General features: G+C 38.1%; 23 protein-coding genes. 15 read left to right on the forward strand and 8 right to left on the reverse strand.

The window, feature by feature from the left end; all coding sequences use genetic code 11:
* The first annotated feature begins 111 nt into the window (after positions 1-111).
* On the forward strand, positions 112-468 hold the full coding sequence (locus tag MS6x_RS11325) for a DUF7079 family protein (RefSeq protein ID WP_482602071.1): 357 nt from the start codon (positions 112-114) through the stop codon (positions 466-468).
* A 91-nt stretch (positions 469-559) separates the two neighbouring features.
* Here the strand turns inward: MS6x_RS11325 and MS6x_RS11330 are convergent, their stop codons facing one another.
* Positions 560-1,411, reverse strand: a complete 852-nt coding sequence (locus MS6x_RS11330) for a helix-turn-helix transcriptional regulator (protein WP_482602073.1) — start codon at positions 1,409-1,411, stop codon at positions 560-562.
* Positions 1,412-1,596: 185 nt separating this feature from the next.
* Here MS6x_RS11330 and MS6x_RS11335 point away from each other — a divergent pair, with 185 nt between their 5' ends.
* The 3 genes from MS6x_RS11335 (at position 1,597) to MS6x_RS11345 (ending at position 5,495) form a co-directional block, all read left to right on the forward strand.
* Entirely contained in the window at positions 1,597-2,571 is a 975-nt protein-coding gene (locus tag MS6x_RS11335) for a phytanoyl-CoA dioxygenase family protein (RefSeq protein WP_482602075.1), read from the forward strand.
* Between the two features lie 82 nt (positions 2,572-2,653).
* Positions 2,654-4,231: a SulP family inorganic anion transporter gene (locus tag MS6x_RS11340; RefSeq protein ID WP_482602077.1), complete on the forward strand. Its 1,578-nt coding sequence runs from the start codon at positions 2,654-2,656 to the stop codon at positions 4,229-4,231.
* A gap of 154 nt (positions 4,232-4,385) precedes the next feature.
* Positions 4,386-5,495 (forward strand): lactonase family protein, encoded by a 1,110-nt coding sequence (locus tag MS6x_RS11345; RefSeq protein WP_482602079.1) that lies wholly within the window; start codon positions 4,386-4,388, stop codon positions 5,493-5,495.
* Positions 5,496-5,538: 43 nt separating this feature from the next.
* On the opposite strand, the gene MS6x_RS11350 is transcribed toward MS6x_RS11345, so the two are convergent.
* A complete protein-coding gene (locus MS6x_RS11350; protein ID WP_482602081.1) occupies positions 5,539-6,501 on the reverse strand; it encodes a YheT family hydrolase in 963 nt (320 codons plus the stop codon).
* A gap of 94 nt (positions 6,502-6,595) precedes the next feature.
* Positions 6,596-7,573, reverse strand: a complete 978-nt coding sequence (locus MS6x_RS11355; RefSeq protein ID WP_482602083.1) for an NAD(P)H-dependent flavin oxidoreductase — start codon at positions 7,571-7,573, stop codon at positions 6,596-6,598.
* 117 nt (positions 7,574-7,690) lie between these two features.
* On the opposite strand from MS6x_RS11355, the gene MS6x_RS11360 reads away from it, so the two are divergent.
* Both MS6x_RS11360 and MS6x_RS11365 read left to right on the forward strand, forming a co-directional pair.
* Positions 7,691-8,164, forward strand: coding sequence for an acyl-CoA thioesterase (locus MS6x_RS11360; RefSeq protein ID WP_482602085.1), 474 nt, complete (start codon positions 7,691-7,693; stop codon positions 8,162-8,164).
* A gap of 39 nt (positions 8,165-8,203) precedes the next feature.
* Positions 8,204-8,824, forward strand: coding sequence for a GntR family transcriptional regulator (locus MS6x_RS11365; protein WP_482602087.1), 621 nt, complete (start codon positions 8,204-8,206; stop codon positions 8,822-8,824).
* A gap of 1 nt (position 8,825) precedes the next feature.
* On the opposite strand, the gene MS6x_RS11370 is transcribed toward MS6x_RS11365, so the two are convergent.
* Both MS6x_RS11370 and MS6x_RS11375 read right to left on the reverse strand, forming a co-directional pair.
* Positions 8,826-9,722, reverse strand: coding sequence for a DMT family transporter (locus MS6x_RS11370; protein ID WP_482602089.1), 897 nt, complete (start codon positions 9,720-9,722; stop codon positions 8,826-8,828).
* Positions 9,719-10,072 (reverse strand): arsenate reductase family protein, encoded by a 354-nt coding sequence (locus MS6x_RS11375; protein ID WP_482602091.1) that lies wholly within the window; start codon positions 10,070-10,072, stop codon positions 9,719-9,721. The genes MS6x_RS11370 and MS6x_RS11375 overlap by 4 nt, the downstream gene beginning before the upstream one ends.
* Positions 10,073-10,158: 86 nt before the next feature.
* Between MS6x_RS11375 and MS6x_RS11380 the strand changes: the two genes are divergently transcribed.
* A complete protein-coding gene (locus MS6x_RS11380) occupies positions 10,159-10,614 on the forward strand; it encodes a DinB family protein (protein WP_482602093.1) in 456 nt (151 codons plus the stop codon).
* Between the two features lie 2 nt (positions 10,615-10,616).
* Here the strand turns inward: MS6x_RS11380 and MS6x_RS11385 are convergent, their stop codons facing one another.
* Complete coding sequence (locus tag MS6x_RS11385) at positions 10,617-11,363, reverse strand: DUF3298 and DUF4163 domain-containing protein (RefSeq protein ID WP_482602095.1); 747 nt, start codon at positions 11,361-11,363, stop codon at positions 10,617-10,619.
* An 82-nt stretch (positions 11,364-11,445) separates the two neighbouring features.
* Between MS6x_RS11385 and MS6x_RS11390 the strand changes: the two genes are divergently transcribed.
* The 4 genes from MS6x_RS11390 to MS6x_RS11405 all read left to right on the forward strand — a co-directional run bounded on the left by MS6x_RS11390 (position 11,446) and on the right by MS6x_RS11405 (position 17,509).
* Entirely contained in the window at positions 11,446-12,600 is a 1,155-nt protein-coding gene (locus tag MS6x_RS11390; RefSeq protein WP_482607163.1) for a cystathionine gamma-synthase, read from the forward strand.
* A 187-nt stretch (positions 12,601-12,787) separates the two neighbouring features.
* A complete protein-coding gene (gene gdhA, locus MS6x_RS11395; protein WP_482602097.1) occupies positions 12,788-14,131 on the forward strand; it encodes an NADP-specific glutamate dehydrogenase in 1,344 nt (447 codons plus the stop codon).
* Positions 14,132-14,376: 245 nt separating this feature from the next.
* Positions 14,377-15,096 (forward strand): DNA repair protein RecO, encoded by a 720-nt coding sequence (gene recO, locus MS6x_RS11400; RefSeq protein ID WP_482602099.1) that lies wholly within the window; start codon positions 14,377-14,379, stop codon positions 15,094-15,096.
* 1 nt (position 15,097) lies between these two features.
* On the forward strand, positions 15,098-17,509 hold the full coding sequence (locus MS6x_RS11405) for a TonB-dependent receptor (protein ID WP_482602101.1): 2,412 nt from the start codon (positions 15,098-15,100) through the stop codon (positions 17,507-17,509).
* 52 nt (positions 17,510-17,561) lie between these two features.
* Here MS6x_RS11405 and MS6x_RS11410 read toward each other — a convergent pair whose 3' ends face one another.
* Positions 17,562-17,948 (reverse strand): hypothetical protein, encoded by a 387-nt coding sequence (locus tag MS6x_RS11410; RefSeq protein ID WP_482602103.1) that lies wholly within the window; start codon positions 17,946-17,948, stop codon positions 17,562-17,564.
* Positions 17,949-18,425: 477 nt separating this feature from the next.
* Here MS6x_RS11410 and ileS point away from each other — a divergent pair, with 477 nt between their 5' ends.
* From ileS to MS6x_RS11430, 4 genes are read left to right on the forward strand one after another with little or no spacing between them, the layout of a single operon-like run.
* Positions 18,426-21,824 carry an isoleucine--tRNA ligase gene (gene ileS, locus MS6x_RS11415; protein ID WP_482602105.1) on the forward strand — a complete coding sequence of 1,133 codons (3,399 nt, stop codon included), beginning with the start codon at positions 18,426-18,428 and terminating at the stop codon, positions 21,822-21,824.
* A gap of 4 nt (positions 21,825-21,828) precedes the next feature.
* Complete coding sequence (locus MS6x_RS11420) at positions 21,829-22,212, forward strand: TraR/DksA family transcriptional regulator (RefSeq protein ID WP_482602107.1); 384 nt, start codon at positions 21,829-21,831, stop codon at positions 22,210-22,212.
* A 58-nt stretch (positions 22,213-22,270) separates the two neighbouring features.
* Entirely contained in the window at positions 22,271-22,870 is a 600-nt protein-coding gene (locus MS6x_RS11425; protein WP_482602109.1) for a hypothetical protein, read from the forward strand.
* Positions 22,871-22,901: 31 nt separating this feature from the next.
* Positions 22,902-23,573 carry a lipoprotein signal peptidase gene (locus MS6x_RS11430; RefSeq protein ID WP_482602111.1) on the forward strand — a complete coding sequence of 224 codons (672 nt, stop codon included), beginning with the start codon at positions 22,902-22,904 and terminating at the stop codon, positions 23,571-23,573.
* Here the strand turns inward: MS6x_RS11430 and MS6x_RS11435 are convergent.
* Positions 23,552-24,121, reverse strand: coding sequence for a 5-formyltetrahydrofolate cyclo-ligase (locus tag MS6x_RS11435; RefSeq protein ID WP_482602113.1), 570 nt, complete (start codon positions 24,119-24,121; stop codon positions 23,552-23,554). The genes MS6x_RS11430 and MS6x_RS11435 overlap by 22 nt on opposite strands.
* Positions 24,122-24,548 lie beyond the last annotated feature (427 nt).

The raw sequence follows: 24,548 nt of genomic DNA on the forward strand, positions 1-24,548 counted from the left end.
AAGGGCAGTTAAGCTAGTTTTACCAAAGTTTCTAACTTTATAAAAAACTGGAGAGTAACTAAGATTTTAGTATCCTGGAAAGTAAGCACATAAACAATAATTAAAGAATAAGTGGATATAGAGCAACGCAGACCCGTTTGGATTGCCTTATCAAGCTTTTATTTGGATACGGAATTGCAATCCTACGAGTTTAGACACATAGCAAGGGTAATTAAAGAAAGCCCATATACACTTGAACAAATAAAAAAAATTAATAGTTATGAGGTATTTCCTGTGCTAGGCCTCAACCTAATAAGCGTTGCTGGGGTATGGTCCGGTTTTGACGAGGAATGGATGATTGAGAAAATGATTCACTCCTTAAAAAGGCGAACTAAATTAAAGGACCTAAGATTAAAATTGACATTTAGACTGTTCAAAGGTGGGTTTAATAGCTACTGGGATGCTGTGGAAGCTTATTTAAACGAATAGTGCTTCGTTAAATGAGAGTTACCAATATAGCTTTGCCCGCCGCCAAAATATTGGCGATCAATGATATATTTTTGTGATAAAACATTTATGTTCATTTTCCGGAATGTTTACTCCTAAAGTAAGACGGGTTTTCACCAACTATCTTTTTAAAACTTCTATTAAAGTAAGACAAGCTTTCAAATCCGCAGGAGAAACAAGTTTCGGTTACGTTTTTACCCAAAAGCAAATAACGTTTGGCCTGGCTTACACGGTATTGGTTTAAAAACTGGACAAAGGTACTGCCTGTATTCTTTTTAAAATAACGACAAAAAGCAGGTTTGGTGAGATTACAAAGGCTTGCCACTTCATCTAGGGTGATTTTGCTTTCATAACGCTCGTCTATAAATGCATAAATACTACGTAAGCGTTTTTGCTCCTTTTCATTGTGCTTATTTACAAAAGGTGTTTTGTGAAGTAATGTAAATTCATTGCTTGCAGACAATCGTTTTAGAATATTTAGTACCGCCATAAAAAAGGCAAATGGCTCCAAAGTATGAAGTTCTTTTAAGAGTAAACCTACTTCGGTCTTTGTTGTACCCGAGAATGCAATACCATATCTGGAGAGTTCTAACAAACGGTCTATTTGTTTCAATTCTGGAAGTGCATTAAGGATGTCTTCCTTGAAATTTGGTTTTATGTGTAGCACTTCTTTTCTGTAGGTGGTGTTAATACCATGATCAAAATTGAGATGGGGGATGTTAGGGCCGATTAGTACCAAGTCACTTCCTTCAAATTGTGAAATATGATTGCCTACATGTCTTTTTGCGCTTGCGCCTTCAATATAAACAAGCTCCAGTTCGGGATGAAAATGCCAATAAAAAAGATGACTAAGTTTTGGGTCGTGGAGTAACCTAAATGGACTTTTTGTAACCTGTGAAATGGTCTCTAGGGCAATCTTCATCATAGGTTACTTTAGATATTTTATTTTCGATTTATACTAAAATAAAACAAAATTGACTTAAAAATAGGCATTTAATACCTTATAATGATAATATTGTTCAAATATATATCAATATCAAGGAAGTATCGAGTTTTGCTTCATACTAGTTTTGCTTTGTTGATAAGAACGATACCTTTAAATTACATACCATGAAGCAAAAAGAAACGAAGATTGAAATGGCCAATAAAGGTCATGAAGAAATTCCTGGAAATCCGTCAACTGCCACTAGCAGTAAACAGAAATTAAACGACCGGTCAAACCAAAAACCATTACGTGTTTTAAGTGAGGAAGATTGGGAATTTTGGATTCATAATGGATACATTGTAATTAAAAACGCAGTTCCTAAGGCACAAGTAAAACGAACTGCAGATTTTTTATGGGAGTTTGATGAAAAGGACCCTAAGGATAAAACTACTTGGTATGCGCCGCCAAGGGCAGAAATGCAAATGAAAGAACTGACCGGTACCGGAATGGTAGAAGTATATAACCATCAATATTTATGGGATAATAGACAAACCCAACGTGTTTATGATGCTTTTGTAGATGTATGGGGTACGGAGAAATTATGGGTCACCATAGACAGGGCCAACCTAAATTTCCCCTTACCGCCCGGGGTGGATAAAAAAGGATTTATTCACTGGGATTACGATCCAGAAACACGTCCACAAAATGTACAAGGGGTTTTGGCATTGGCGGATCAGGATGATGAAAATATGGGTGGATTTCAATGTATTCCCTGGCTTTATCGAAACTATGATTCTTGGAAATTAACGCAACCGGAAGATAGAGATCGTTTTCAACCGGACATATCGGATTTGGAAGATAAAATAGTCAAGGTTAAAATGAACGCAGGAGATCTATTGATTTTTAATAGCACAGAACCCCACGGTATACGTCCAAATAAATCTGAAGATAAAGTACGTATTGCACAATATATTTCCATGATGCCAGCGGAAGAAGACAATAAAGCTTTGAAAGAATGGCGCATTAATTCTTGGAAAAATAGAATTGCACCGGAAGGTTACGCTTTTCCTGGCGATCCAAGAAAATGGGAACAGAACAAATATAATACTGCAAAATTATCGCCTTTGGGAGAGCAATTATTGGGATTAAAGCCATGGTAAAAATGCTAAATCGTTAATAATCATCAGCTTTCTGTCAGTCTCAACAAATAATACTATTTTTGCGCCCTTAAATTCATAAGGCGTGCGTAAGTATTTTAATTTGTTCGATTTCAAACAAAAAGTAGATTATAAGACCGAAATTCTTTCCGGTCTTACGGTAGCTCTGGCTTTGGTTCCAGAAGCGATTGCCTTTGCCTTAATACCGGGTTTCTCTCCGTTAACAGGATTGTACGCTGCATTTATTTTAGCATTGGTTACCTCTATTCTTGGAGGTAGACCAGGAATGATTTCTGGGGCAACAGGAGCTGTGGCTGTTATTTTTGTTGGATTGATTTTAGAATTGAAACGAAATTTCCCCGGAATAGAACCGGAAACTATTCTGAACTATGTTTTTGCAACCGTAATTTTAGCGGGGGTACTTCAAATTATAGCGGGTGTTTTGCGCTTAGGAAAATTCATCCGTTTGGTACCGCATCCGGTAATGTTCGGCTTTGTAAACGGATTGGCGATTATCATTTTTATGGCGCAGTTTCCTAATTTTTATCAAAAAGGAACAGAAGAGTTGTTGAGCGGTAGCGCCATGTACGTGATGCTTGGGCTTACATTATTAACGATGTTGATTATTTGGGGACTTCCCAAACTTACCAAGGCCGTACCTTCTTCGTTAGTGGCTATTGTCGTGGTTTCTGCTATCGTAATTGGTTTTAGTGTAGATACACTTACTGTTGCAGACACCATGCGCGAAGGTGAAACGATTAAAGGCGGTTTCCCACCACTTTCTATTCCACAATTACCGTTTACCTGGGAGACCTTTAAAATTATCGTTCCTTATGCGGGAATTGTTGCTGGAGTTGGCCTCATAGAAAGTCTTCTGACCCTAAATATAATAGATGAAATTACAGATACCCGTGGTAGAAGCAACAAAGAGTGCGTAGCGCAAGGAACTGCTAATATCCTTTCTGGATTTTTATCCGGTATGGGTGGTTGCGCTATGATTGGTCAAAGTTTGATCAATACGTCTTCGGGAGCCAGGGCTCGTTTGTCAGGAATTACGGCAGCCATAATGCTTTTGGTATTTATCATGTTCGGTTCCAGCCTTATTGAGCAATTGCCAATGGCGGCCTTAGTGGGATTAATGTTCATGGTAGCTATTGGCACTTTCGAATGGGCGAGCTTTAAAACCTTCGGTAAAATGCCTAAATCTGACGTAGTGGTCATGGTCTTGGTTACCTTGATTACTGCAATCACTCATAATTTAGCCGTAGCTGTTTTATTGGGTGTTATTATTTCTGCCTTGGCCTATTCTTGGGAAAATGCAAAACGGATTCGGGCAAGAAAATATATAGACGATAATGGAGTAAAGCACTATGAAATATATGGCCCGTTGTTTTTTGGCTCTACCACGTTGTTCACAGAAAAATTTGATATTCCCAATGACCCGGATGAGGTAATTATAGATTTTAAGGAAAGCCGTGTGGCGGACATGTCTGGCATAGAAGCCTTGAACAAGATTACGGAGCGTTATGCTAAAGTGGGCAAAAAGGTACATTTACGCCATTTGAGTAAGGATTGTATTCGATTACTGGCAAGTGCTGAAGATATTATAGATGTAAATGTTATCGAAGATCCAACCTATAAGGTAATGGTAGACAAGATTTAGCAAGCAACTTTTTTATTTTCGATTGTGCTCGTTTTCGCTTTTATAAATTTTAGGCATTATAGTTTTTTCGTTCAATCCAATCACTATTTATCTTGGATAAATTACTTCAAAGAATTGAAATAGACTTATTTTTAGTTGCTGAAAGTTGAAAATTATGAACAAACTAAAATGGATATGGGTAGTTGTAAGTGGTCTATTTTTAATTGGACTTAGCAGCTGTAAAAAAGAAAAAATGGATATAACATACCGCTTATTTGTAGGCACCTATACCGATAAGGGTGGTGAAGGTATATATAGCTATAGTTTTAATGCAGAGACAGGGAAATTGACGCAAAAGACTTTAGCCGCTGCTATTGGCAATCCGTCCTTTGTAAAAATTTCACCAGATAAGAAATATCTGTATGCCGTAAATGAAACCGACACCGTTGATGGCAATAGTGGCGCGGTGACCTCTTTCAAGATTAATGATGGACAGTTAACACAGCTGAATACCCAATCTAGTTTTGGCGCTCATCCATGTCATATCGGTATTTCGGAAGATGGGGCTATGGTAGCCGTTTCAAATTACACTGGTGGAACAGTTTCTATTTTTAAGACCGATGAAAATGGTAGTTTGGGAGAGCCGGAAGTCATTGATCACACAAAATTGGATACCACCAAAACCTCCCATGCGCACTCTGCGTTATTTTCAAATGGTACCCTTTTTGTCGCCGATTTGGGTTTGGATGTGGTCAATGCATACCCCTTTTTGGATAGTGGGATAGCTGCTTCCAAAAAAGAAACACTCCAATTACCAGAAAAAGCTGGCCCTAGACATTTTGTGTTTAGCAAGGACGCTACTTTTTTATATGTAATCAATGAACTGAATTCCACAATCTCTGTTTTCAAACGAACGGACGAGGGTACTTTTAGTTTGTTGGAAACCAAATCTACCCTAGCAGAGGGCTTTAGTGGGGAAAGTTATTGTGCGGATATTCGCTTGTCGCCAGATGGCAAGTTTTTATACGGTTCTAATAGGGGAGAGAATACGATTGTTATTTTTGGTATTGATAAAGATACAGGCGACATATCTTTAATAGGGAGAGAAGACGTTAGGGGCGATTGGCCTCGTAATTTTAATATAGACCCAAGTGGTAACTTTTTGTTGGTTGCCAACCAGCGTAGTAACAATATTACCATCTATAAAAGAAACAAGGAAAACGGGACGTTAGTTTATGTCCATGAGCAAGAACTATCTACACCTTCTTGCTTGGAGTTTTTGTAGAAGTCAGACTAGTTTATAATTTGTTGTTGACTTCAAATCGGGATCAATCTATCTCATCAAAAAAAGAGACCGCCCTACGTTCCGAATACGTAGAATTATCGGTACCATAGAAACCAACATGGCCACCATATTTGGGAACCTCTAAATAAACATTTTTATTTTCTTCTGCTTCCTTTGTCGGATAACATGCTAGGCCCAAAAAAGAATCATTTTGGGCGTTAATAATTAAGGAAGGCACAGAAATACCCGTTAAAAATTGGCGAGAGCTACATTGGGTGTAATAGTCCATCGCATCTTTAAAACCATGAGCCTTGCTGGTATAAACGTCATCAAAATCCTTAAGGGTTTTAATATTCTTGATGTCGTTATCGCTTATTTTCGTTGGGAATAATTCTTGTTTGGCTCTTAGTTTTTCAATCAGATTTTTTTTGAATCGTGCTGCATAAGCTATATTTTTAAAAGAGAGCAATTGACGTAAAGAATCATCCAATCGGCAAGGTACGGAAATTGCCACGGCACCTTTAAGTGCTGTTGGGATGGAATTACCTTCGCCTAAATATTTTAATAATAGATTCCCTCCAAGACTAAAACCCTTAAGATAAATTTTGTTGTATTCTTTATTTTTTACAATATGCTCCAATACCACCTTCAGATCTTCAGTAGCTCCCGAATGATAGGAGCGGTAGGTAGTATTGGGTTCCCCACTACATCCTCTAAAGTTTACTGCACAAACATCATAGCCACTTTCTGTTAAAGCTTTTGCACTGCCCTGTATATAGGCACGCTGTGCATTTCCTTCTAGGCCATGTAGAAGGATTGTTACTTTTTTAGAGGCTTGTTTAGCATAGCTCCAATCCAAATCCATAAAATCGCCATCAGGTAAATGTATTCTTTCCCGTGATTGAACAAGACCGTTTATTTCTCTTAAAAGTCCAGCGTACATTGTTGACAAATGGCCATTTTTAAAAAAGAAAGGTGGCTTATAATTGGAGGGCACAAGTGGCATTAATAGGCTAATTTTAAATTACAAAATGGATAAAAGTACCTAATTTCTGTTTTGAAGTGGATTTTTGACAAGTTAAAAACTTTGAACCTTGAACTTAATTTTTCGGATAGGTTGCTAGAAGTTTCGCTTGCTCTTCTACGGCAGTTTTAAACTCAGTTTTTAAGCTGGCTACAAGATTAGCTACCGGGAGGCTGTTGTTTATTAGCGCTGAACCTTGGCCTGCAGACCATATTGTTTTCCATGCTTTTGCCTCGGTATCCAATTCTTTTCCAAAATCTATTTTCACATCCTTTTTTAGGTCCTCTTTCGTGATGCCGGCAGCCTGTAAACTTGCTCCCAAAAAGTTGGCGTGTACACCCGATATGGATGCCGTATAGACCACATCACTGGCACCGGCATCGATGATCATCTTTCTATATTCAGGGGATGCTTTGCTTTCTTCGGTGTTAATGAAACGAGTCCCCATATAAGCCAGATCAGCTCCCATTTGCATTGCGGAGGCAATATCGCGCCCGGTACTTATGCATCCGGAAAGGATAATCGTCTTGTGAAATATTTTTTTGATTTCGGCAACTAGCGTCATTGGGTTTATGGTCCCTGCATGTCCGCCAGCTCCTGCCGCCACTAATATGAGTCCGTCTACTCCGGCTTCTGCTGCTTTTTCCGCATGTCTTTTTTTAATAATGTCGTGAAATACGAGTCCACCGTAACTATGTATGGCATCAACAACGGTTGATACTGCGCCCAAGGAAGTTATGATAACTGGAACTTTGTGCTTTATACAAAGTTTTACATCGGCTTCCAATCTGGGATTGGTGGCATGCACGATAAGGTTTACACCAAATGGAGCAGCCTTTTTACCTGTTTCCTGCTCAAATTTCCGAAGGGCCGTTTTTATTTCTATCAACCATTCCTCAAAACCTTCGCTAGTACGTTGGTTTAATGCGGGGAAGGTACCAACGATTCCGTTTTTGCAACATTCAATAACCAGTTTGGGCCCCGATATTAAAAACATGGGAGCTGCGATAGCTGGTAAGGAAAGTTCCTGGATAAAAGCCGGTTTTGTGGACATAAAATTATGGTTTAACTTGAAATTTCAAAAAGCAGATTTTAAGAGAATTCTCTCCTGTTCTTTCAAAACTATACTATTTTTACCAACTATTATGCGTGCATAGCAAAAAAATATAAAATGTACTTTAAGGAATTTGAAATTAGATGGAGTGATGTTGATGCGAACCGTCATTTGGCAAACTCTGCCTATGTGAACTTTATGGGCCATACGCGAATGGCATTTTTAATGGAAATGGGTTTTGATGAAAAAGCGTTGGCCAGATATAATATTGGTCCTGTAGTATTTTATGAGCACATCTATTATTTCAAGGAAGTATTTCTTGGTCAACCTGTAAGGCTATCCCTGGAGGTTGTAGGTTTGAGCGAGGATGCAAAGTTTTTTGAATTTCATCATAATTTTTATACTGTAAAAGGAGATAATTTTGCGCGTGGCGAAATGATGGGCTCTTGGATCGATTTAAAAACAAGAAAATTGACGGGATTGAATTCAACTTTTTTGAAACGTTTTGATGCGGTAGAAAAGGCTAATGGGTATAGAATACTATCAAAAGCGGATACACGTAGGTTTGCCAAAAACCCAAAGCACCTTTAAGGAGTATAAAAGCTATAATATAATTTCTATATTTAGGGAATGAATGTAATGCCTAGCTTATCTGTGCAGTCTGCATATCTTGAGATAAAAAATATGATTGCCTCCAAAGTGCTAATTGGTGGAGAAAAGATAGATCATGCCAGTTTAATCGAAAAGCTTCAAACAGACGCTAAAGTGGTGAAGAAGGCTTTAAAACTATTACAGGTAAATGGTTTGCTTATAGCAGTACCTGGAGAAGGTTTTGTGATTCGGAATTTTTGTTATCAGGATGTTTTAGACATTTTTGATTGTAGGATAGCTTTGGAGACCATGGCAATTAAATCCTTTGCCAAACATGCAGACCAGGCAAGAATTGATGATTTACGTAATTTATTGGTTCCTTTTGAGAAAGGGCCTTTGAGTGCTAAGGTTTTTCAGAAAATAAACTTTCATTTCCATGACATTATTTTGGCAAATTGTGGAAATACATTTGCTTATGAACTGTTTAATCAGGCCCATATTTGGGTATGTATGGAAGTTATTGGACTTAAAAGACCGTTAAAAGAAATTCTAAACGAACATCTGGATATGATATCTGCCATTCATAATAGAGATTCGGCAAAAGCAGTGCTATTGATGCGAAACCATTTAGAAAACTCCAAACAGGCGTTTTTGCCCTAAGTTAGACCTTCTTAATTTTAGGCTTTTTACTTGCCAAATAAACACCCAATAATACGAAACAGGCAGCGATTATTTTAACCGTCGTTAAGCGATCTTGTCCGGTACCAATAGCATAGCTTATACCTATTAATGGCTGAACGTAAACAAAAGCACTTAAAGTAGATGCTTTTAATTGGGTTAATGCAAAGATGTTAAAGAGGTAGGTGCAGAATGTAGTTCCTATGATTACGAACGCTATGCGCCAAAGTGCCTCGATTGGAAGCTCCACCCATTTTATTTCCGTAAATTCTTGGTAGCCAAATGGCAAACAAATAAGTATACCCAAAGTAAATAGCCATTTCATGAAAGTAAACGGATGGTATTTTGTAATCAAGGTTTTGGCTACGATCAAATAGGAACCATAAAAAACTGAATTACACAAAATTAGAAAATTACCTAAAGGAATATTGGGTGCGTCTTGGCGTAATTCCGAACCAAAAAGAATAAGTCCCAAAGCACCAACAAGCCCTATTCCAATTCCAAATACTTTACGCCCTATAATCTTTTCCTTTATCACAAGTGCCGATAAAATAAGCACAATAATTGGTGTGGTCGTAATCAGAACCGCACTATTGATAGGTGTAGAAAGCGATAGACCTTTAAAGAACACCAACATGTTTAATCCCATACCCAACAAGGCACAAAGCCCCATTCGTAGATAGTCTTTTTTATCTATTTTTTCCTTAGGGCCCCAAAAAGAAATAAACCAAAACAAAATTGAGGCTCCTAAAACCCTAAGGATAATAAAACCTAAGGGCTGCACATAAGTGGGCATAACCTCTTTTGCAATAGTATGGTTTACCCCATAAATGGTAGTGGCACCAATGGCTGCAAAAATTGCAAGTGTTCTTTTGTTCACGAATGAATGGCTTCTTTGGCGAGCGCAGTCGTTTTTTTGCTATTCCCTATAAAAATAGATTCTTCAAAGAGAATTACAGGTCGCTTTAAAAAAGTATAATGATCTAGAATCAGGTTTTTATAATCTTCCTCACCCAAGGTTTGCTCATGAAGTCCCCGTTGTCTAAAAAGCATGGCCCTTTTACTAAATAATGAAAGATAACTATCCGTGCGTTTTCGCATTTCTTTTAGTTGCGCTTGGGTAATGGGCTCTGTCTTGATATCCTGTAACGTAAAGTCTTCTAAAGGTTGCAGTTCTTTTAGGATGCGTTGGCATGTAGTGCAACTACTAAGGTGATATATTTTTTTCATTTCAATCTTTAAAACTATCAGCAATACAAAGAAACTTAAATATCATTAATTGTACTATTTTTAGCGTTCATTTAAATTGATGTCCATTGAAGAACGAACTGGCGATTACCCTACAGAATAGAAAAAACCTATTGGAAATTTTAGAAAATACCCCTAGAGAGGATTTATTGCGTATACCACCACAGTTTCGTAACAATATATGGTGGAATATTGCCCACGTTGTGGTAACGCAGCAACTATTGGTCTATAAGTTCAGTGGGGTGCCAATGCTTGTTTCGGGCGAACTAGTAGCCAAGTATATGAAAGGAACCGTCCCGGATGGTACCGCTACCGCTACCGAGATAAAAGAGATTTCAGATGTGCTGGTGTCAAGCATAGAAGGTACAATGGAAGATTATGAATCAGGTCTTTTTAAAGAATTTAAACCCTATACGACGAGTGCCAAGGTTACCTTGAGCAATGTAGAGGATGCCATATGTTTCAATAATTTTCATGAAGGCATTCACCTTGGGGCAATTTTTGCTTTAAGAAAAATGCTATAGCATTACTTTTGCTTGGGATGATGTACCAAGTACGTTTGGAGTTCCGAGTAGGGAAACGTGAGTACAATAGGGCCATCTGCATACGAGGCTATTTCGTACTGCTCATAAAAAAGTTGTATACCTTTTTGGGTATACCCTATATTTTGCGGCAAATAAAAAGACCCTGTTTCGAACATAAAGCCAGTACTGTTGATATCGCCTTTTTTAGGAATACCTTCTTGCGCTCTGAACTTGGTTTCGGCATATTCCTCAAAAGTGGTTACATTTTTAAAAAGTTTCTCCGTATCTAGTTCTATTGCCTTCACTTTATCAAAATTTAAGTAGTGCGTTGTGTTATAGCCATGTGCTCCTCCTGTAAAAAGATAGGAATCTAGCTTTATGGTTAATATTTCCTTATCCTCGTAGGATATTAATGCGCTAACACTAGCCTCCCAAGGGGTAGCTTCTTCTGTAAATTGGTTTTTCAGATTATTGTAACCAGTGGTAAAAGAATCTATGGCGCTTTTAATATCTGTAGCATTAACGTCTTCGTCAAAGTTGAGCAGATAAATAATCTCCTCTTGTATGGCAGTATTAATTACCTTATTAATCTTGGTATTGCCCAAAGCTTTTGGAACTGTGATTTGTATCTTGGGGCAATCTCCACATTCATCTCCAGAATAGGTGATAGGCTCAAACGTAAGCGTATTGTCTTTTTTACAACTAAAAGAGAGTAATAAAACAAAGAGATAGATTAAACGGATTTTCATAGGACATTTTGTATCCGACAAAAATACACCTTCATTGTATTCCTCAAAAGATAACAATACATTTGAAGGAAGAATAATAGATGTGAACGATAAAAAATTACGATTCAATAGTAAAACCATACATGGAGGTCAACAACCTGATAAAGGATACGGCGCTGTAATGCCTCCAATTTACCAAACTTCTACCTATGCGCAATCTACACCTGGCGGTCATAAGGGATATGCCTACTCCAGAAGTGCCAATCCTACGCGAACTGCACTGGAGAATTCCTTGGCCAGTATAGAAAATGGCACATACGGACTCGCATTTGGCAGCGGTCTTGCTGCCATCGATGCTGTGTTGAAGTTGTTAAATTCAGGAGATGAAGTGGTTTCTACTAACGATTTATATGGTGGTAGTTACCGGTTGTTTAAGCAGCTGTTTGAAAATTTTGGTATCAACTTTCGTTTTGTGGACATGCAAAATGCAGCTACTATTGAGGAAACTATTACGGTAAATACAAAGCTCATTTGGGTAGAAACACCTACCAATCCAATGATGAACATTATTGATATTGAAGCGGTTGCTAAAATTGCAAAAAAACATGGCGTGCTTTTGGCCGTAGATAATACGTTTGCAACCCCTTATTTGCAGTTGCCACTTGATTTGGGAGCTGATATTGTAATGCACTCTGCTACAAAATACTTAGGCGGACATTCAGATGTTGTACTAGGAGGCTTGGTGGTAAAAAACAAGGAATTAGCGAACAAACTGTATTTTATACAAAATGCAAGTGGTGCAATTTGTGGTCCTATGGACAGCTTTTTGGTGTTACGGGGTATTAAAACCTTACATGTTCGAATGCAGCGCCATTGCGAGAATGGCAGCGCCATTGCAGAATACCTTAGAAATCACCCTAAGATAGACAAGGTGTATTGGCCAGGTTTCGAGGACCATCCAAACCATACTATAGCCAAACGTCAGATGAAGGATTTTGGGGGTATGATTTCTTTTGTACCGAAAGGAAGTAGTTATGAGTCCGCCATTAGTTTGGTGCAGAAACTTACCATTTTTACTTTGGCCGAATCTTTAGGAGGTGTAGAAAGTTTAGCAGGCCATCCGGCGAGTATGACCCACGGTAGTATCCCAAAAGAAGAACGTGAAAAAGTTGGTGTCGTAGATGCCTTGATCCGTTTAAGTGTAGGTATTGAAGATAAGGCAGATCTTATTGCCGATTTGGAACAGGCCATAGGCTAATACAACGTGGAACCCATCAAATAAGGGAGCAGAACACCTGATAATTTTTAGAAACAAGGTAGGCTTGGTTAATAAAAAAATATTAATTTATCAATTTGTAAAATAATCAGTAGATAAATTATAATAATATCATAATTTTGCCGATATATTTGGAATTCACTAACATCAACAGATATCTAATAGTTCTATGGAAGCAAAAATAAATCAGTTTATGGATGAGGTAAGGACCCGTAACGGTCACGAGCCAGAGTTCATACAAGCGGTGCAGGAAGTGGCCGAAACGGTAATTCCTTACATCGCAAAACATGAAATCTATAACGGTAAGAACATCCTTCTTAGAATGGTAGAGCCAGAACGGCTTATCTCTTTTAGGGTTGCCTGGGTCGACGATGACGGTGAGATTCATGTAAACCGTGGGTACCGTATACAAATGAATTCTGCCATAGGCCCGTACAAAGGTGGTCTTCGTTTTCACCCAACGGTAAACGCGAGTATTTTAAAGTTCTTGGCATTTGAGCAGGTGTTCAAAAATAGCTTAACTACCCTTCCCATGGGTGGTGGTAAGGGAGGTTCGGATTTTGACCCTAAAGGAAAATCAGATGATGAGGTCATGCGTTTTTGCCACGCCTTTATGTTGGAACTGAACCGGCATATTGGTCCAAATACAGATGTACCTGCAGGAGATATCGGTGTGGGTGCAAGAGAAATTGGCTTTCTTTTTGGAATGTACAAGAAAATCAGAAATGAGTTTACTGGTGTACTTACCGGTAAAGGAAGGTCCTGGGGAGGGTCTTTAATTCGCCCGGAAGCAACTGGTTATGGCACCGTTTATTTTGCCCAGAGTATGATGAAGACCAATGGAATGGATTTTAAAGGTAAAAATGTGACTATATCCGGATCAGGGAACGTTGCACAGTTTGCCGCGGAAAAGGCCTTGCATCTCGGAGCTAAAGTATTGACCTTATCCGATTCCCAAGGTTATATTTATGACAAAGAGGGTATTGACGAGGAGAAGTTGGCCTATGTAATGGATCTTAAAAATAACAAACGTGGGCGTATCTCAGAATACACGGATAAATATAGCTCTGCTACCTTCCATAAAGGTGAAACACCATGGGATGTAAAATGTGATATCGCTTTACCATGTGCCACCCAGAATGAATTAGATGGAGAGCATGCGAAAGCCTTGATTAAAAATGGTTGTACCTGTGTTGCCGAAGGCGCAAATATGCCTTCTACGCCAGAAGCGATTCATGAATTCCATAAAGCGAAAATTCTTTTTGCTCCTGGTAAGGCATCTAATGCAGGTGGTGTTGCTACCTCTGGTCTCGAAATGTCACAAAACTCCTTGCGTATAAGTTGGAGCCGTGAAGAAGTAGATGATAGATTGCGCAATATTATGGAAGATATACACGATTCCTGTATTGAGTACGGAAAAGATGAAGATGGGTATTGCAACTATGTAAAAGGTGCAAATATTGCAGGGTTCGTTAAAGTTGCCGATGCAATGTTGGCGCAAGGCGTTATTTAATTTAGAATTAGACAATAGTTTAAGACCCATCAAGTTTTTGAAACTTGATGGGTCTTTTGCGTTTTACTGCTGTAATCTTTGATATCTTAGAGTACCGGGTTTAGTTTTGAGAAGTAATCTATGGTAATCTGGAAGTTTAAAAGTTTAGATAGCTTCTGTGATTTTGCTTGTACGCTCTATGGTTAATTTGACTTATCGCTACTAATTCCTCCTATATTTGCAGTTGTTCAAAACAACTGTTTAAAATGCAAGTGACCACCAACGCCATTATTCTTACCTCCCTTAAATATGGCGATACTAGTCTTATAGTAAAAGCTTTTACGTTGTCCGATGGGCTTAAATCCTATTTGTTGAAAGGTGTTTTGTCGGTTAAAAAGGGAAAATTGAAAGCTGCCTATTTTCAGCCGTTGACCCAATTAGAAATAGTAGCCAGTCATAGGAATAAAGGCACTTTAGAAAGTATTCGCGAAGCAAAGGTTAATTACCACTATCAAACGCTCCATACTCAAGTCTTGAAAAATGCACTTACCTTGTTCTTAGCTGAAGTGTTGAGCAACGCAATTTATGAGGAAGAGGTGAACATACCTCTTTTTAATTATCTGGAAACGACCTTACAATGGTTGGATATACATGACGATGTCGCTAATTTTCATCTATACTTTTTGGTTGTGCTTACGAAGTATTTGGGCTTCTATCCAGATACGCAAAACCAGGATGCCGGTTACTTTGATCTTGTGGAGGGAGAATTTGTCTCTATGCCTGGGTTAAACCCAATGATTCAAGGACAGAATCTAGTTTTTTTTAAGAAAATTTTAGGCACAAATTTTGATGAGTTAGGGAGTATTAAAATGGGTAAGAATAATCGTCAAGAGTTATTGAAATCTATGGTTCTTTTTTACGAGTTACACTTACAGGGGTTTAGGATGCCCAAGTCGCTCGCTATTTTAAACGAAGTTTTTAATTAGCATGTATAAAAGTAGTCTTTTTTTATTTTTTCTTTTTGTTGTGGTCGTTAGATCTCAACAAGTAACCGTTTTAGATGCTGATAATGGAGATGCTATTTCTAATGTAGCGATTTATAATGCTGACAAATCCAAAGTTGCGCTTACAGATTTTGATGGCTTTTTCGACATATCCATATTCTCTAAAAATGAGCGTATAGTTCTCAGACATTTAAGTTATGAACTACTAAAAACATCAAAGTCGCAATTACGTAAACAAGGCAATAAGGTATTTTTGATTATGCGGCCGGAGCAATTGGACGAAGTGGTAATGTCGGTATCCAAATGGGAGCAGCAAAAAAAGGATATACCTAATAAAATAGCCACAATAGCGGCTAGGGATATTGTCTTCACCGCACCACAAACCTCGGCTGATGTCCTGCAAAGCACTGGGAAGGTATTTGTTCAAAAAAGTCAATTAGGTGGCGGGAGCCCCATGATTAGGGGTTTTTCAACTAATAGGCTGGTATTGTCTGTTGACGGGGTTCGAATGAACAATGCTATTTTTAGAGGAGGTAATTTACAGAATGTAATTTCTATAGACCCCTTTTCATTAAAAAACACCGAAATTATTTTTGGTCCTGGATCTGTTATTTATGGGAGTGATGCCATAGGTGGCGTCATGAATTTTTATACGCAAATACCGGAGTTAAGTGATACGGACAGTCTTAGGATAAACGGAGGTGCAAATTATAGGTTTTCGTCCGCTAATTCTGAAAATACAGTGCATGCCAAAGTGGGGTTGGGTAAAAAGGAATGGGCCGCATTAACTAGCTTTACTTTTAATAGTTTTCAGGATTTGGTGATGGGAAGTCACGGTCCAGATTCTTACTTAAGAAATTCTTTCGTTAGAACAGTTAATGGAGTAGATGAATTGGTCGCTAACGAAAATCCTAGAAAGCAGGTTTCTACTGGTTATGACCAGGTAAATTTCATGCAAAAAGTACGGTTTAAGCCTAATACAAAATGGGATGTTCGTACCGGAATCTTTTATTCGGAAACTACCGATTATTCAAGGTACGACAGATTAATTCGTCCTTCTAGTGATGAATCAGGTCTGCGATCTGCGGAATGGTTTTACGGTCCCCAAAAGTGGTTTATGGGTAATGTACAGGTAAATAAAAAAGGAAGTGGTAAAGGCTATGATGGACTAAAACTAACAACGGCTTATCAGCGTTTTGAAGAAAGCCGGAATAATCGTGATTTTCAAGATGTCAGCTTGAATACTACCAAAGAAAAAGTAGACGCTTTTAACTTTAATATTGATTTTGAAAACAAAAAGAAAGGAGATTTTAGATTGTATTACGGAGCGGAATACATATTTAATAGGGTACATTCAGAAGCTACAAATAAGAATATTGTCACTGATATGATTTCGGATGCACCAACAAGATATCCAGATGGCTCTTCGTGGCAGAGTTTAGCGGGTTATGCAAATAGTGAATATAGGGCCAAGCCAAATTTTACGCTAATGTCAGGATTACGATATAGCCATGTGTGGATAGATGCTATTTTTGATCAAACCTTTTATTCTTTTCCTTTCGATGATGCCAACTTAAGTACGGGAGCCCTAACAGGAAGCATAGGTTTTAGTTGGTTTCCAAAGTCAGATGTGCAGGTTACCTTCAATGGTTCTACCGGATTTAGAGCACCTAATATAGATGATGTTGGAAAAATATTCGATTCAGAACCAGGGTCTATTGTTGTACCTAACCCAAACTTAGAACCTGAATATGCTTATAATGTGGAGTTGGGCATACAAAAGAATTTTGGTGATAAACTAGTTTTAAAAGGGGCTACCTATTATACATATCTAGTAGACGCATTAGTTAGAAGGGATTTCTCGTTTAACGGCAATGATGAACTTCGCTACCAAGGAGAACTTAGTAGGGTACAGGCCATACAAAACGCGGCTAAAGCATACGTGTACGGCTTTGAATTTGGAATGGAGGCTTTTCTCTCCGATCACTGGTCCTTCTCTTCAAATCTTACAATAACCGAGGGTATAGAAGAGGAAGCAAATGGTACAGACACACCAGCAAGACATGCAGCACCTACTTTCGGTGATTTTCATGTGATATGGAAAAATCAGAAACTTAGAGCGAACGTGTTTTTAAACTATAACGGTGAAATAGCTTTCAACGATTTAGCGGTTACAGAAATCTCCAAGGATTTTATGTACGCAGCAGATAGCAACGGGAATCCGTATTCACCTTCTTGGTACACGTTAAATTTCCGATCTCAGTATACTTTTGGTAAGAACCTTATTACCTCCTTAAACCTTGAAAATATCACCAATCAGCGTTACAGAACTTATTCTTCTGGTATTTCGGCTCCTGGCATTAATCTCATTTTAGGGTTTGCATATAGCTTCTAAACAATAAAGGCCCGATATAATCGGGCCTCTTAAACATTTAAATAGGTTTAGGTTAATTTTTGACCGCTTCCTTTACTTCTTTTGCTTTGTCAGAAACCTTGTCAGCAGCTTCTTTAGCCGCATCCTTTACATCCGCACCAGCTTCTTTTGCTTTGTCCATAGCATCGGAACCAGCTTCTTTCGCCTTGTCCATAGCATCTGTCCCAGCTTCTTTTGCACCATCAATGGCTTCAGAACCAGCCTCTGCCGCACTGTCTACAGCTTCACCAGCAGCATCCATTGCGCTTTCGCCAACTTCTTTTAAATCTTCTCCGGCTGCTTCAACCGCATCGCCTGCTTGTTCCGCTGCATCTTTTGCCTTATCAGCAGTTTCTCTGCAAGAAACAAAAGAAACGCTTAGTGCTAACATCAAAACTGAACTTAAAATTACTTTTCTCATTTTTTTAATTTATTAGTGTTTGTTTAAATCGTATAGATATACGCACACAATCGTTTTTTAGATCTTAACCTTAAAAATTATAGGTTTAATTGAATTTATATTCTTGGTTTTGAGCATAATAAGAAAAACAATTGGTCGTAGTTTGTTTAAGTTAGAAGTGTTTGGTTGCCCCTGTTCATCTGTTTTTCCTGCAGATTTTTTTATAATGATGATTCTAGCTTGGGTGCGGTTGTGGTTTAAGATTATTATGCGTTAACCAAACTTCAACTTTTTTATGAACCAATTTCTTATGCCAACACAAAACGAAGTGATTAGAACCAACTCATTGGGTTTGGGTTCTTCCTTAGTTTTAACCATATACGCAGAGCCTAACGAATAAAACCTTTTGAAACTTCGTTGGTGGCATTAAAATGCATAATCCTACCGGCTTATTTACTAAATTTGCAACCTTAAATTAGTGACTTAGAAGCATTTCTTATGAAGTTTGCAGAATATAAAGGCTTGGATTTACCAAAAGTAGGAACAGAAGTACTAGCCTATTGGAAAGCCAATTCGATTTTTGATAAAAGTATTTCTTCGCGAGAAGGAAAGGAAAGCTATGTCTTTTTTGAAGGTCCACCTTCCGCTAATGGTATGCCCGGAATACACCATGTCATGGCACGTACCATAAAGGATATTTTCCCGAGGTATAAGACAATGAAAGGGTTTCAGGTAAAACGAAAGGCCGGATGGGATACACACGGACTTCCGATAGAACTTGGTGTTGAAAAAGAGTTGGGAATTACCAAAGAGGATATCGGAACTAAAATTTCTGTAGAGGAATATAATGCAGCTTGTAAAAAAGCGGTAATGCGATACACTGATGTTTGGAATGCAATGACCGAGCAAGTGGGCTATTGGGTAGATATGGACGATCCGTACATAACCTATAAGTCTAAATATATGGAGTCTGTTTGGTGGTTGTTAAAGGAGATTTATGATAAAGGGCTTATATATAAGGGTTATACCATACAACCCTATTCTCCTAAAGCAGGAACGGGATTGAGTTCGCACGAGCTTAACCAGCCTGGAACCTATCAAGATGTTACCGATACTACGGTTACCGCACAGTTCAAAGCTGTAGAAGAAACCCTACCTGTTTTTTTACAGAATGAAGGTACCATCTATTTCTTGGCTTGGACCACCACGCCTTGGACATTACCTTCGAATACAGCTCTTACGGTAGGTCCTAAAATAGACTATGTCCTTGTAGAAACGTATAACCAATATACGTTTGAGCCTATGAATGCCATTCTTGCCAAAAACTTGGTGGGGAAGCAATTTTCAGGTAGGTTTTTTGAGGTAGATGAGAAATCTGCCTTGTTGGAATATACTGCAGGAGATAAAAAAATTCCGTTTTATCAGGTAAAGGAGTTTAAAGGACAAGACCTAATCAATATTAAATACGAACAACTAATTGATTATGTATTGCCCTACGAAAATGCAGAAAACGCATTTAGAGTTATTGCTGGGGATTTTGTTACTACAGAAGATGGTACAGGTATTGTTCATACAGCCCCTACCTTTGGTGCAGACGATGCTTTGGTAGCTAAACAGGCCGTACCAGAAATACCACCTATGTTGGTGTTGGACGAAAACGGAAATACGGTTCCGTTGGTAGATTTACAAGGAAAATTTAGGCCCGAGCTAAAAGAGTTTGGAGGTAAGTATGTTAAAAATGAGTACTACGCAGAAGGAGAAGCTCCAGAAAGGTCAATAGACGTTGAAATTGCCATAAAATTAAAGGAAGAGAATAAGGCCTTTAAGGTAGAGAAGTATGTTCACAGTTATCCTAATTGCTGGCGTACGGACAAACCTATCTTATATTATCCATTGGATTCTTGGTTTATAAAGGTAACAGACGTAAAAGACCGTATGTTTCAATTGAACGAAACCATTAACTGGAAACCAAAATCTACGGGAGATGGCAGATTTGGTAATTGGTTGGCTAATGCGAACGATTGGAACTTATCCAGATCTAGATATTGGGGAATACCTTTGCCCATTTGGAGAACTGAAGATGGTACGGAGCAATTGATGATCGGTTCCGTTGCAGAATTAAAGGCGGAAATGCAAAAAGCAGTTACAGCTGGAGTTTTGGAAAAGGATATTTTTGAAGATTTTGTTGTAGGAGATATGTCCGAGGACAATTATGATAGAATCGATTTACATAAGAATATAGTTGACCAGATAACCTTGGTTTCCCCTTCAGGAAAACCTATGAAGCGAGAGGCAGATTTAATAGATGTTTGGTTCGATAGCGGTTCCATGCCCTATGCGCAATGGCATTATCCATTTGAAAATAAAAACTTAATTGATAATGGGGAAGCCTTTCCTGCAGACTTTATCGCAGAAGGCGTTGACCAAACACGAGGATGGTTCTACACACTGCACGCCATTGGTACTATGGTTTTTGATTCTGTAGCGTATAAAAACGTTGTTTCCAACGGGCTAGTTTTGGATAAGGAAGGTAAAAAAATGTCCAAACGTTTGGGAAATGCTGCCGATCCTTTCGAAACCATGGACCAGCACGGGGCAGATGCCACAAGATGGTATATGATAAGCAATGCGAACCCATGGGATAATCTAAAGTTCGACTCTGACGGTATCGTAGAAGTCAAGCGAAAGTTCTTTGGTACCCTTTATAATACGTATTCCTTTTTTGCGCTCTATGCGAATATAGACGCCTTTGCATTTAATGAGAAATCTGTTCCGGTTGCGGAACGAACAGAGATCGATCGGTGGGTTTTGTCAGAATTGAATTCATTAATACAGGAAGTAGATGACGCGTATGCAGATTACGAGCCAACAAAAGCTACTAGAGCAATTTCTAATTTTGTTCAAGAAAACCTGAGTAACTGGTATGTGCGGTTGTGCAGAAGACGTTTCTGGAAAGGCGAATACGAGCAGGATAAGATAGCGGCCTACCAAACACTATATACCTGTTTGGTCACCGTGGCAAAATTATCTGCGCCGGTGGCACCTTTTTTTATGGATCAATTGTATCGTGATTTGATAGCTGCCACTAAAGCGGAATCTTTTGAGAGCGTACATTTGGCAGATTTTCCTGTTGCAGATACTAGCTTGATAGATAAAGGTTTGGAGGCTAAGATGTACAAAGCTCAGATTGTTTCCTCTTTGGTGCTTTCCATAAGGCAAAAGGAGAAAATAAAGGTAAGACAACCTTTACAGAAAATAATGATACCGGTGCTGGATGAACAGGACAGAATGGATATTCTAGCAGTTTCCGACCTTATTAAGTCGGAGGTAAACGTTAAGGAAATTCAATTGTTGGACGATGCATCCGGTGTGCTGGTGAAGCGGATCAAACCAAATTTTAAGACCTTAGGGCCTAAATACGGAAAGGACATGAAGTTGGTAGCGGCTGCGGTAAACCAGTTTACACAGGAGGATATCCAAAAAATTGAACGGGAGGGCGAAATATCCATCCAAATAGAAAATAAAAATAGTATTTTACAGTTACAGGATGTAGAAATCACTTCTCAGGATATAGAGGGTTGGTTGGTTGCAAGTTCAGGAAAAATTACGGTAGCATTGGATGTTACGATTAATGAAGAACTAAGGAAAGAGGGAATAGCAAGGGAATTGGTAAACCGCATACAGAACCTAAGAAAAGAGTCAGGTTTTGAGGTTACTGATAAAATTGTTATTAAGTTACAGAAAGATGGCTTTGTAGAACAAGCTGTTGAAAGTAATTTAGCATATATAAAGACAGAAACACTTACTGCGGATCTTCAGTTAAAAGACGATGTAGAAAATGGTACGGAAGTTGTTTTTGACGAAGTGAACACTAAATTGTTTATTATAAAACATTAAAAAAATGGGACAAGATTTAAATATAAGATTTCCCGATAAGGATTTGGCCGAATTCAAAAAGCTTATCGAAGAAAAAATAGTAAAAGCAAACGGTCATCTAGAGTTACTTAAAAGTTCCTATATGAACGACGGTAATAATGGCACTGATGATACCTCGCCTACATTTAAGGCATTTGAAGAAGGATCGCAAACAATGAGTAAGGAGGCAAATACGCAATTGGCGATCCGTCAAGAAAAATTCATTAGAGATCTTAAAAATGCGTTGTTGCGTATAGAGAACAAAACCTATGGTGTTTGCAGGGTAACTGGAAAGCTCATCAATAAAGAGCGGTTAAAACTGGTGCCACATGCAACCTTAAGTATAGAAGCAAAAAATATGCAGTCATAACCAAAACGCCTTTCGGGGCGTTTTTTATTTTTAGGTGGTGAGAAGATTGTTATTTGTTATGATATGTTTTGTTGGGGTATCCTGCTTGGCCCAGAAACAATTAGAAAGAAAGATTAATGCATCTGCTATTTCATTGTTGCAGATAGATGCCGCTAATATTTTTGAGGTACGGTTACAAACGGGCAATACGGATGAAATAGTGGTTACGGCACAATTAGAGGGTGAATACACGAAAGACCTTGCGCTAGGGGTTTATGAAAACGGCGGCACTTTGGCTGTAAATGCTGGTTTCAGGGAGACATTTATAACACCAAACGATAAGCTTAGCGCACATAAAGTAGTCTCCATAGCCTTACATGTGTTTTTGCCAAGTTGGAAGAAGGTTCAAGTATATGGTACTAATGCCAGAGTAATAGCACAGGGCGAATATACCGATTTGAACATTGTATTGGCAGATGGGAACTGCGAGTTGATGGAAGTTTCTCAAAATATATCGGTCAGAACACAGAGTGGCAATATCATGGTTAAGGCAAAAGAAGGACGCATAGTTGCTTCTAGCAAATACGGGCGCGTCGGAAAATTTATTCTTCCTACTGGTTCGAATCATTATGATTTATCTACGGTGACAGGTGATATTGAGCTAAGGAAACCCGAATAATATTTCTATTTTTGTTCCTTATTAAAATTGTATGAGTTTAAAAAAGTCGGCCTTGTTTATTATATTGATTCTTATAATAGATCAATGGAGTAAAATTTATATCAAGACTAATTTTGTGTTGGGTGAGTCCGTAGAGGTCTTTAATTGGTTCAAAATTCTCTTTATAGAAAACGAGGGTGCTGCTTGGGGCGCAAAACTCAGCGACCTTTTACCTATTTCTGATAAAATCGGGAAGTTGGTACTCACCGTTTTTAGGTTGTTTGCCATTTGTGGTATTGGTTATTGGTTGTATGATGTAATTCGTAAAAATACATCTAAGACATTAATAGTGGCCGTCTCGTTAATTTTCGCTGGAGCTTTAGGTAATATTATAGACTCCGTTTTTTATGGTATGATTTTTAACGAAAGTTATAATGAGATTGCGACTTTGTTTTCAGACGAACCCTATGGTGGCGTTTTTTACGGAAAAGTTGTGGATATGCTGTATTTTCCAATGATAGATACTACGTGGCCTGAATGGTTACCCTATTTGGGCGGTAGAAATTTTAGGTTTTTTGAACCTGTCTTCAATATTGCAGATACAGCTATAAGTACTGGTGTTGGTATTCTGCTGGTGTTCAACAAGAGTGCTTTTAAGGAAAAGGTAGAAAAAGATGATGTGATTTCGGAAGAACAAGCTATTCAAGAAGCATCAAAAGAATAAACATGGTCAGGGGTAACGCAATAGCTTAATTTTATATCTGCTTTGTGCACATCTGTTATTTTGTTTTCGGCCTCAAAAAAAGAGATACCAACTTTTATAACGTCTTTGCGGCACTCGGATAAAAACTTGTCATAGAAGCCCTTTCCATATCCAACCCGGTTACCATAACGATCAAATGCCAAAAGGGGAACAAAAACTACATCTAGTTTTTGTGGGGAAACAGGGATACCGTCCAAAGGTTCTGGAACACCCCATGTGCTAAGCTTAAATTTGGTGCTATCCGTTAAAAGAAAGTGATTTAAATGATCGGAGTCAATGACTTTTGGTACTATTACATGTTTGTCCTTGCCTTGCAAAATAGAGAGGATAGAAGAAGTGTCTATTTCTTTTTTGTTTGTTATCGGTAAGAATAAATGATAATAATCGAAATGCCAGATAGGCAATTCTAAAAGTCGGTTAGCGATTGAAATACTGTCTGAACTAAGTTTTGCTGTTGTAAGGGAGTTGCGTTTTGTGAGGTATGTCGAACGTAGTATTTTCTTCAACATAGTTGGAGAACTGATTCTGATAGTTTCAAAGAGTGACGTTACTCTTTTCCTGCCACTGCAAAAAATACTTTAAAGAAAAGCATTAAAATGAGATAAGTACCTAATGTGATAATATAACTTTCCATAGTCGAGGGTTTATGAACATGCTAAAAGTAAGTAAAATAATTCTTAATAATCCTTAAAGTGTTCTTTTTTATCGATTAAATGCACAATTTTGACAAAAGATTAACAAATGAGCTATACGAAGCTTTATGTTTAAGTACATAACATATTGATAATCAGCATGCTGAATTTTTTTTTGAATTCGTTATTAATTTCGAGGTTTTATTTCAATATGGTTGGTTTATGAATTTAATAATAGTAAGTATCGTTTTTTACGATGTAGATGATTAGGTGGTGTTAAAAATTAGGAGTTTGCAATGTGGGA

It is taken from the genome of Maribacter sp. MS6 (assembly GCF_056839185.1).

Bases quoted from the DNA above. Each gene is read 5' to 3' on its own strand.
- MS6x_RS11405 (WP_482602101.1), top strand. From the start codon at position 15,098: ATGTATAAAAGTAGTCTTTTTTTATTTTTTCTTTTTGTTGTGGTCGTT.
- MS6x_RS11360 (WP_482602085.1), top strand. From the start codon at position 7,691: ATGTACTTTAAGGAATTTGAAATTAGATGGAGTGATGTTGATGCGAAC.
- MS6x_RS11375 (WP_482602091.1), bottom strand. From the start codon at position 10,072: ATGAAAAAAATATATCACCTTAGTAGTTGCACTACATGCCAACGCATC.
- MS6x_RS11410 (WP_482602103.1), bottom strand. From the start codon at position 17,948: ATGAGAAAAGTAATTTTAAGTTCAGTTTTGATGTTAGCACTAAGCGTT.
- MS6x_RS11385 (WP_482602095.1), bottom strand. From the start codon at position 11,363: ATGAAAATCCGTTTAATCTATCTCTTTGTTTTATTACTCTCTTTTAGT.
- MS6x_RS11430 (WP_482602111.1), top strand. From the start codon at position 22,902: ATGAGTTTAAAAAAGTCGGCCTTGTTTATTATATTGATTCTTATAATA.
- MS6x_RS11435 (WP_482602113.1), bottom strand. From the start codon at position 24,121: ATGTTGAAGAAAATACTACGTTCGACATACCTCACAAAACGCAACTCC.
- recO (WP_482602099.1), top strand. From the start codon at position 14,377: ATGCAAGTGACCACCAACGCCATTATTCTTACCTCCCTTAAATATGGC.
- MS6x_RS11350 (WP_482602081.1), bottom strand. From the start codon at position 6,501: ATGCCACTTGTGCCCTCCAATTATAAGCCACCTTTCTTTTTTAAAAAT.
- MS6x_RS11345 (WP_482602079.1), top strand. From the start codon at position 4,386: ATGAACAAACTAAAATGGATATGGGTAGTTGTAAGTGGTCTATTTTTA.
- MS6x_RS11330 (WP_482602073.1), bottom strand. From the start codon at position 1,411: ATGATGAAGATTGCCCTAGAGACCATTTCACAGGTTACAAAAAGTCCA.
- MS6x_RS11425 (WP_482602109.1), top strand. From the start codon at position 22,271: ATGATATGTTTTGTTGGGGTATCCTGCTTGGCCCAGAAACAATTAGAA.
- gdhA (WP_482602097.1), top strand. From the start codon at position 12,788: ATGGAAGCAAAAATAAATCAGTTTATGGATGAGGTAAGGACCCGTAAC.
- MS6x_RS11365 (WP_482602087.1), top strand. From the start codon at position 8,204: ATGAATGTAATGCCTAGCTTATCTGTGCAGTCTGCATATCTTGAGATA.
- ileS (WP_482602105.1), top strand. From the start codon at position 18,426: ATGAAGTTTGCAGAATATAAAGGCTTGGATTTACCAAAAGTAGGAACA.
- MS6x_RS11355 (WP_482602083.1), bottom strand. From the start codon at position 7,573: ATGTCCACAAAACCGGCTTTTATCCAGGAACTTTCCTTACCAGCTATC.
- MS6x_RS11335 (WP_482602075.1), top strand. From the start codon at position 1,597: ATGAAGCAAAAAGAAACGAAGATTGAAATGGCCAATAAAGGTCATGAA.
- MS6x_RS11420 (WP_482602107.1), top strand. From the start codon at position 21,829: ATGGGACAAGATTTAAATATAAGATTTCCCGATAAGGATTTGGCCGAA.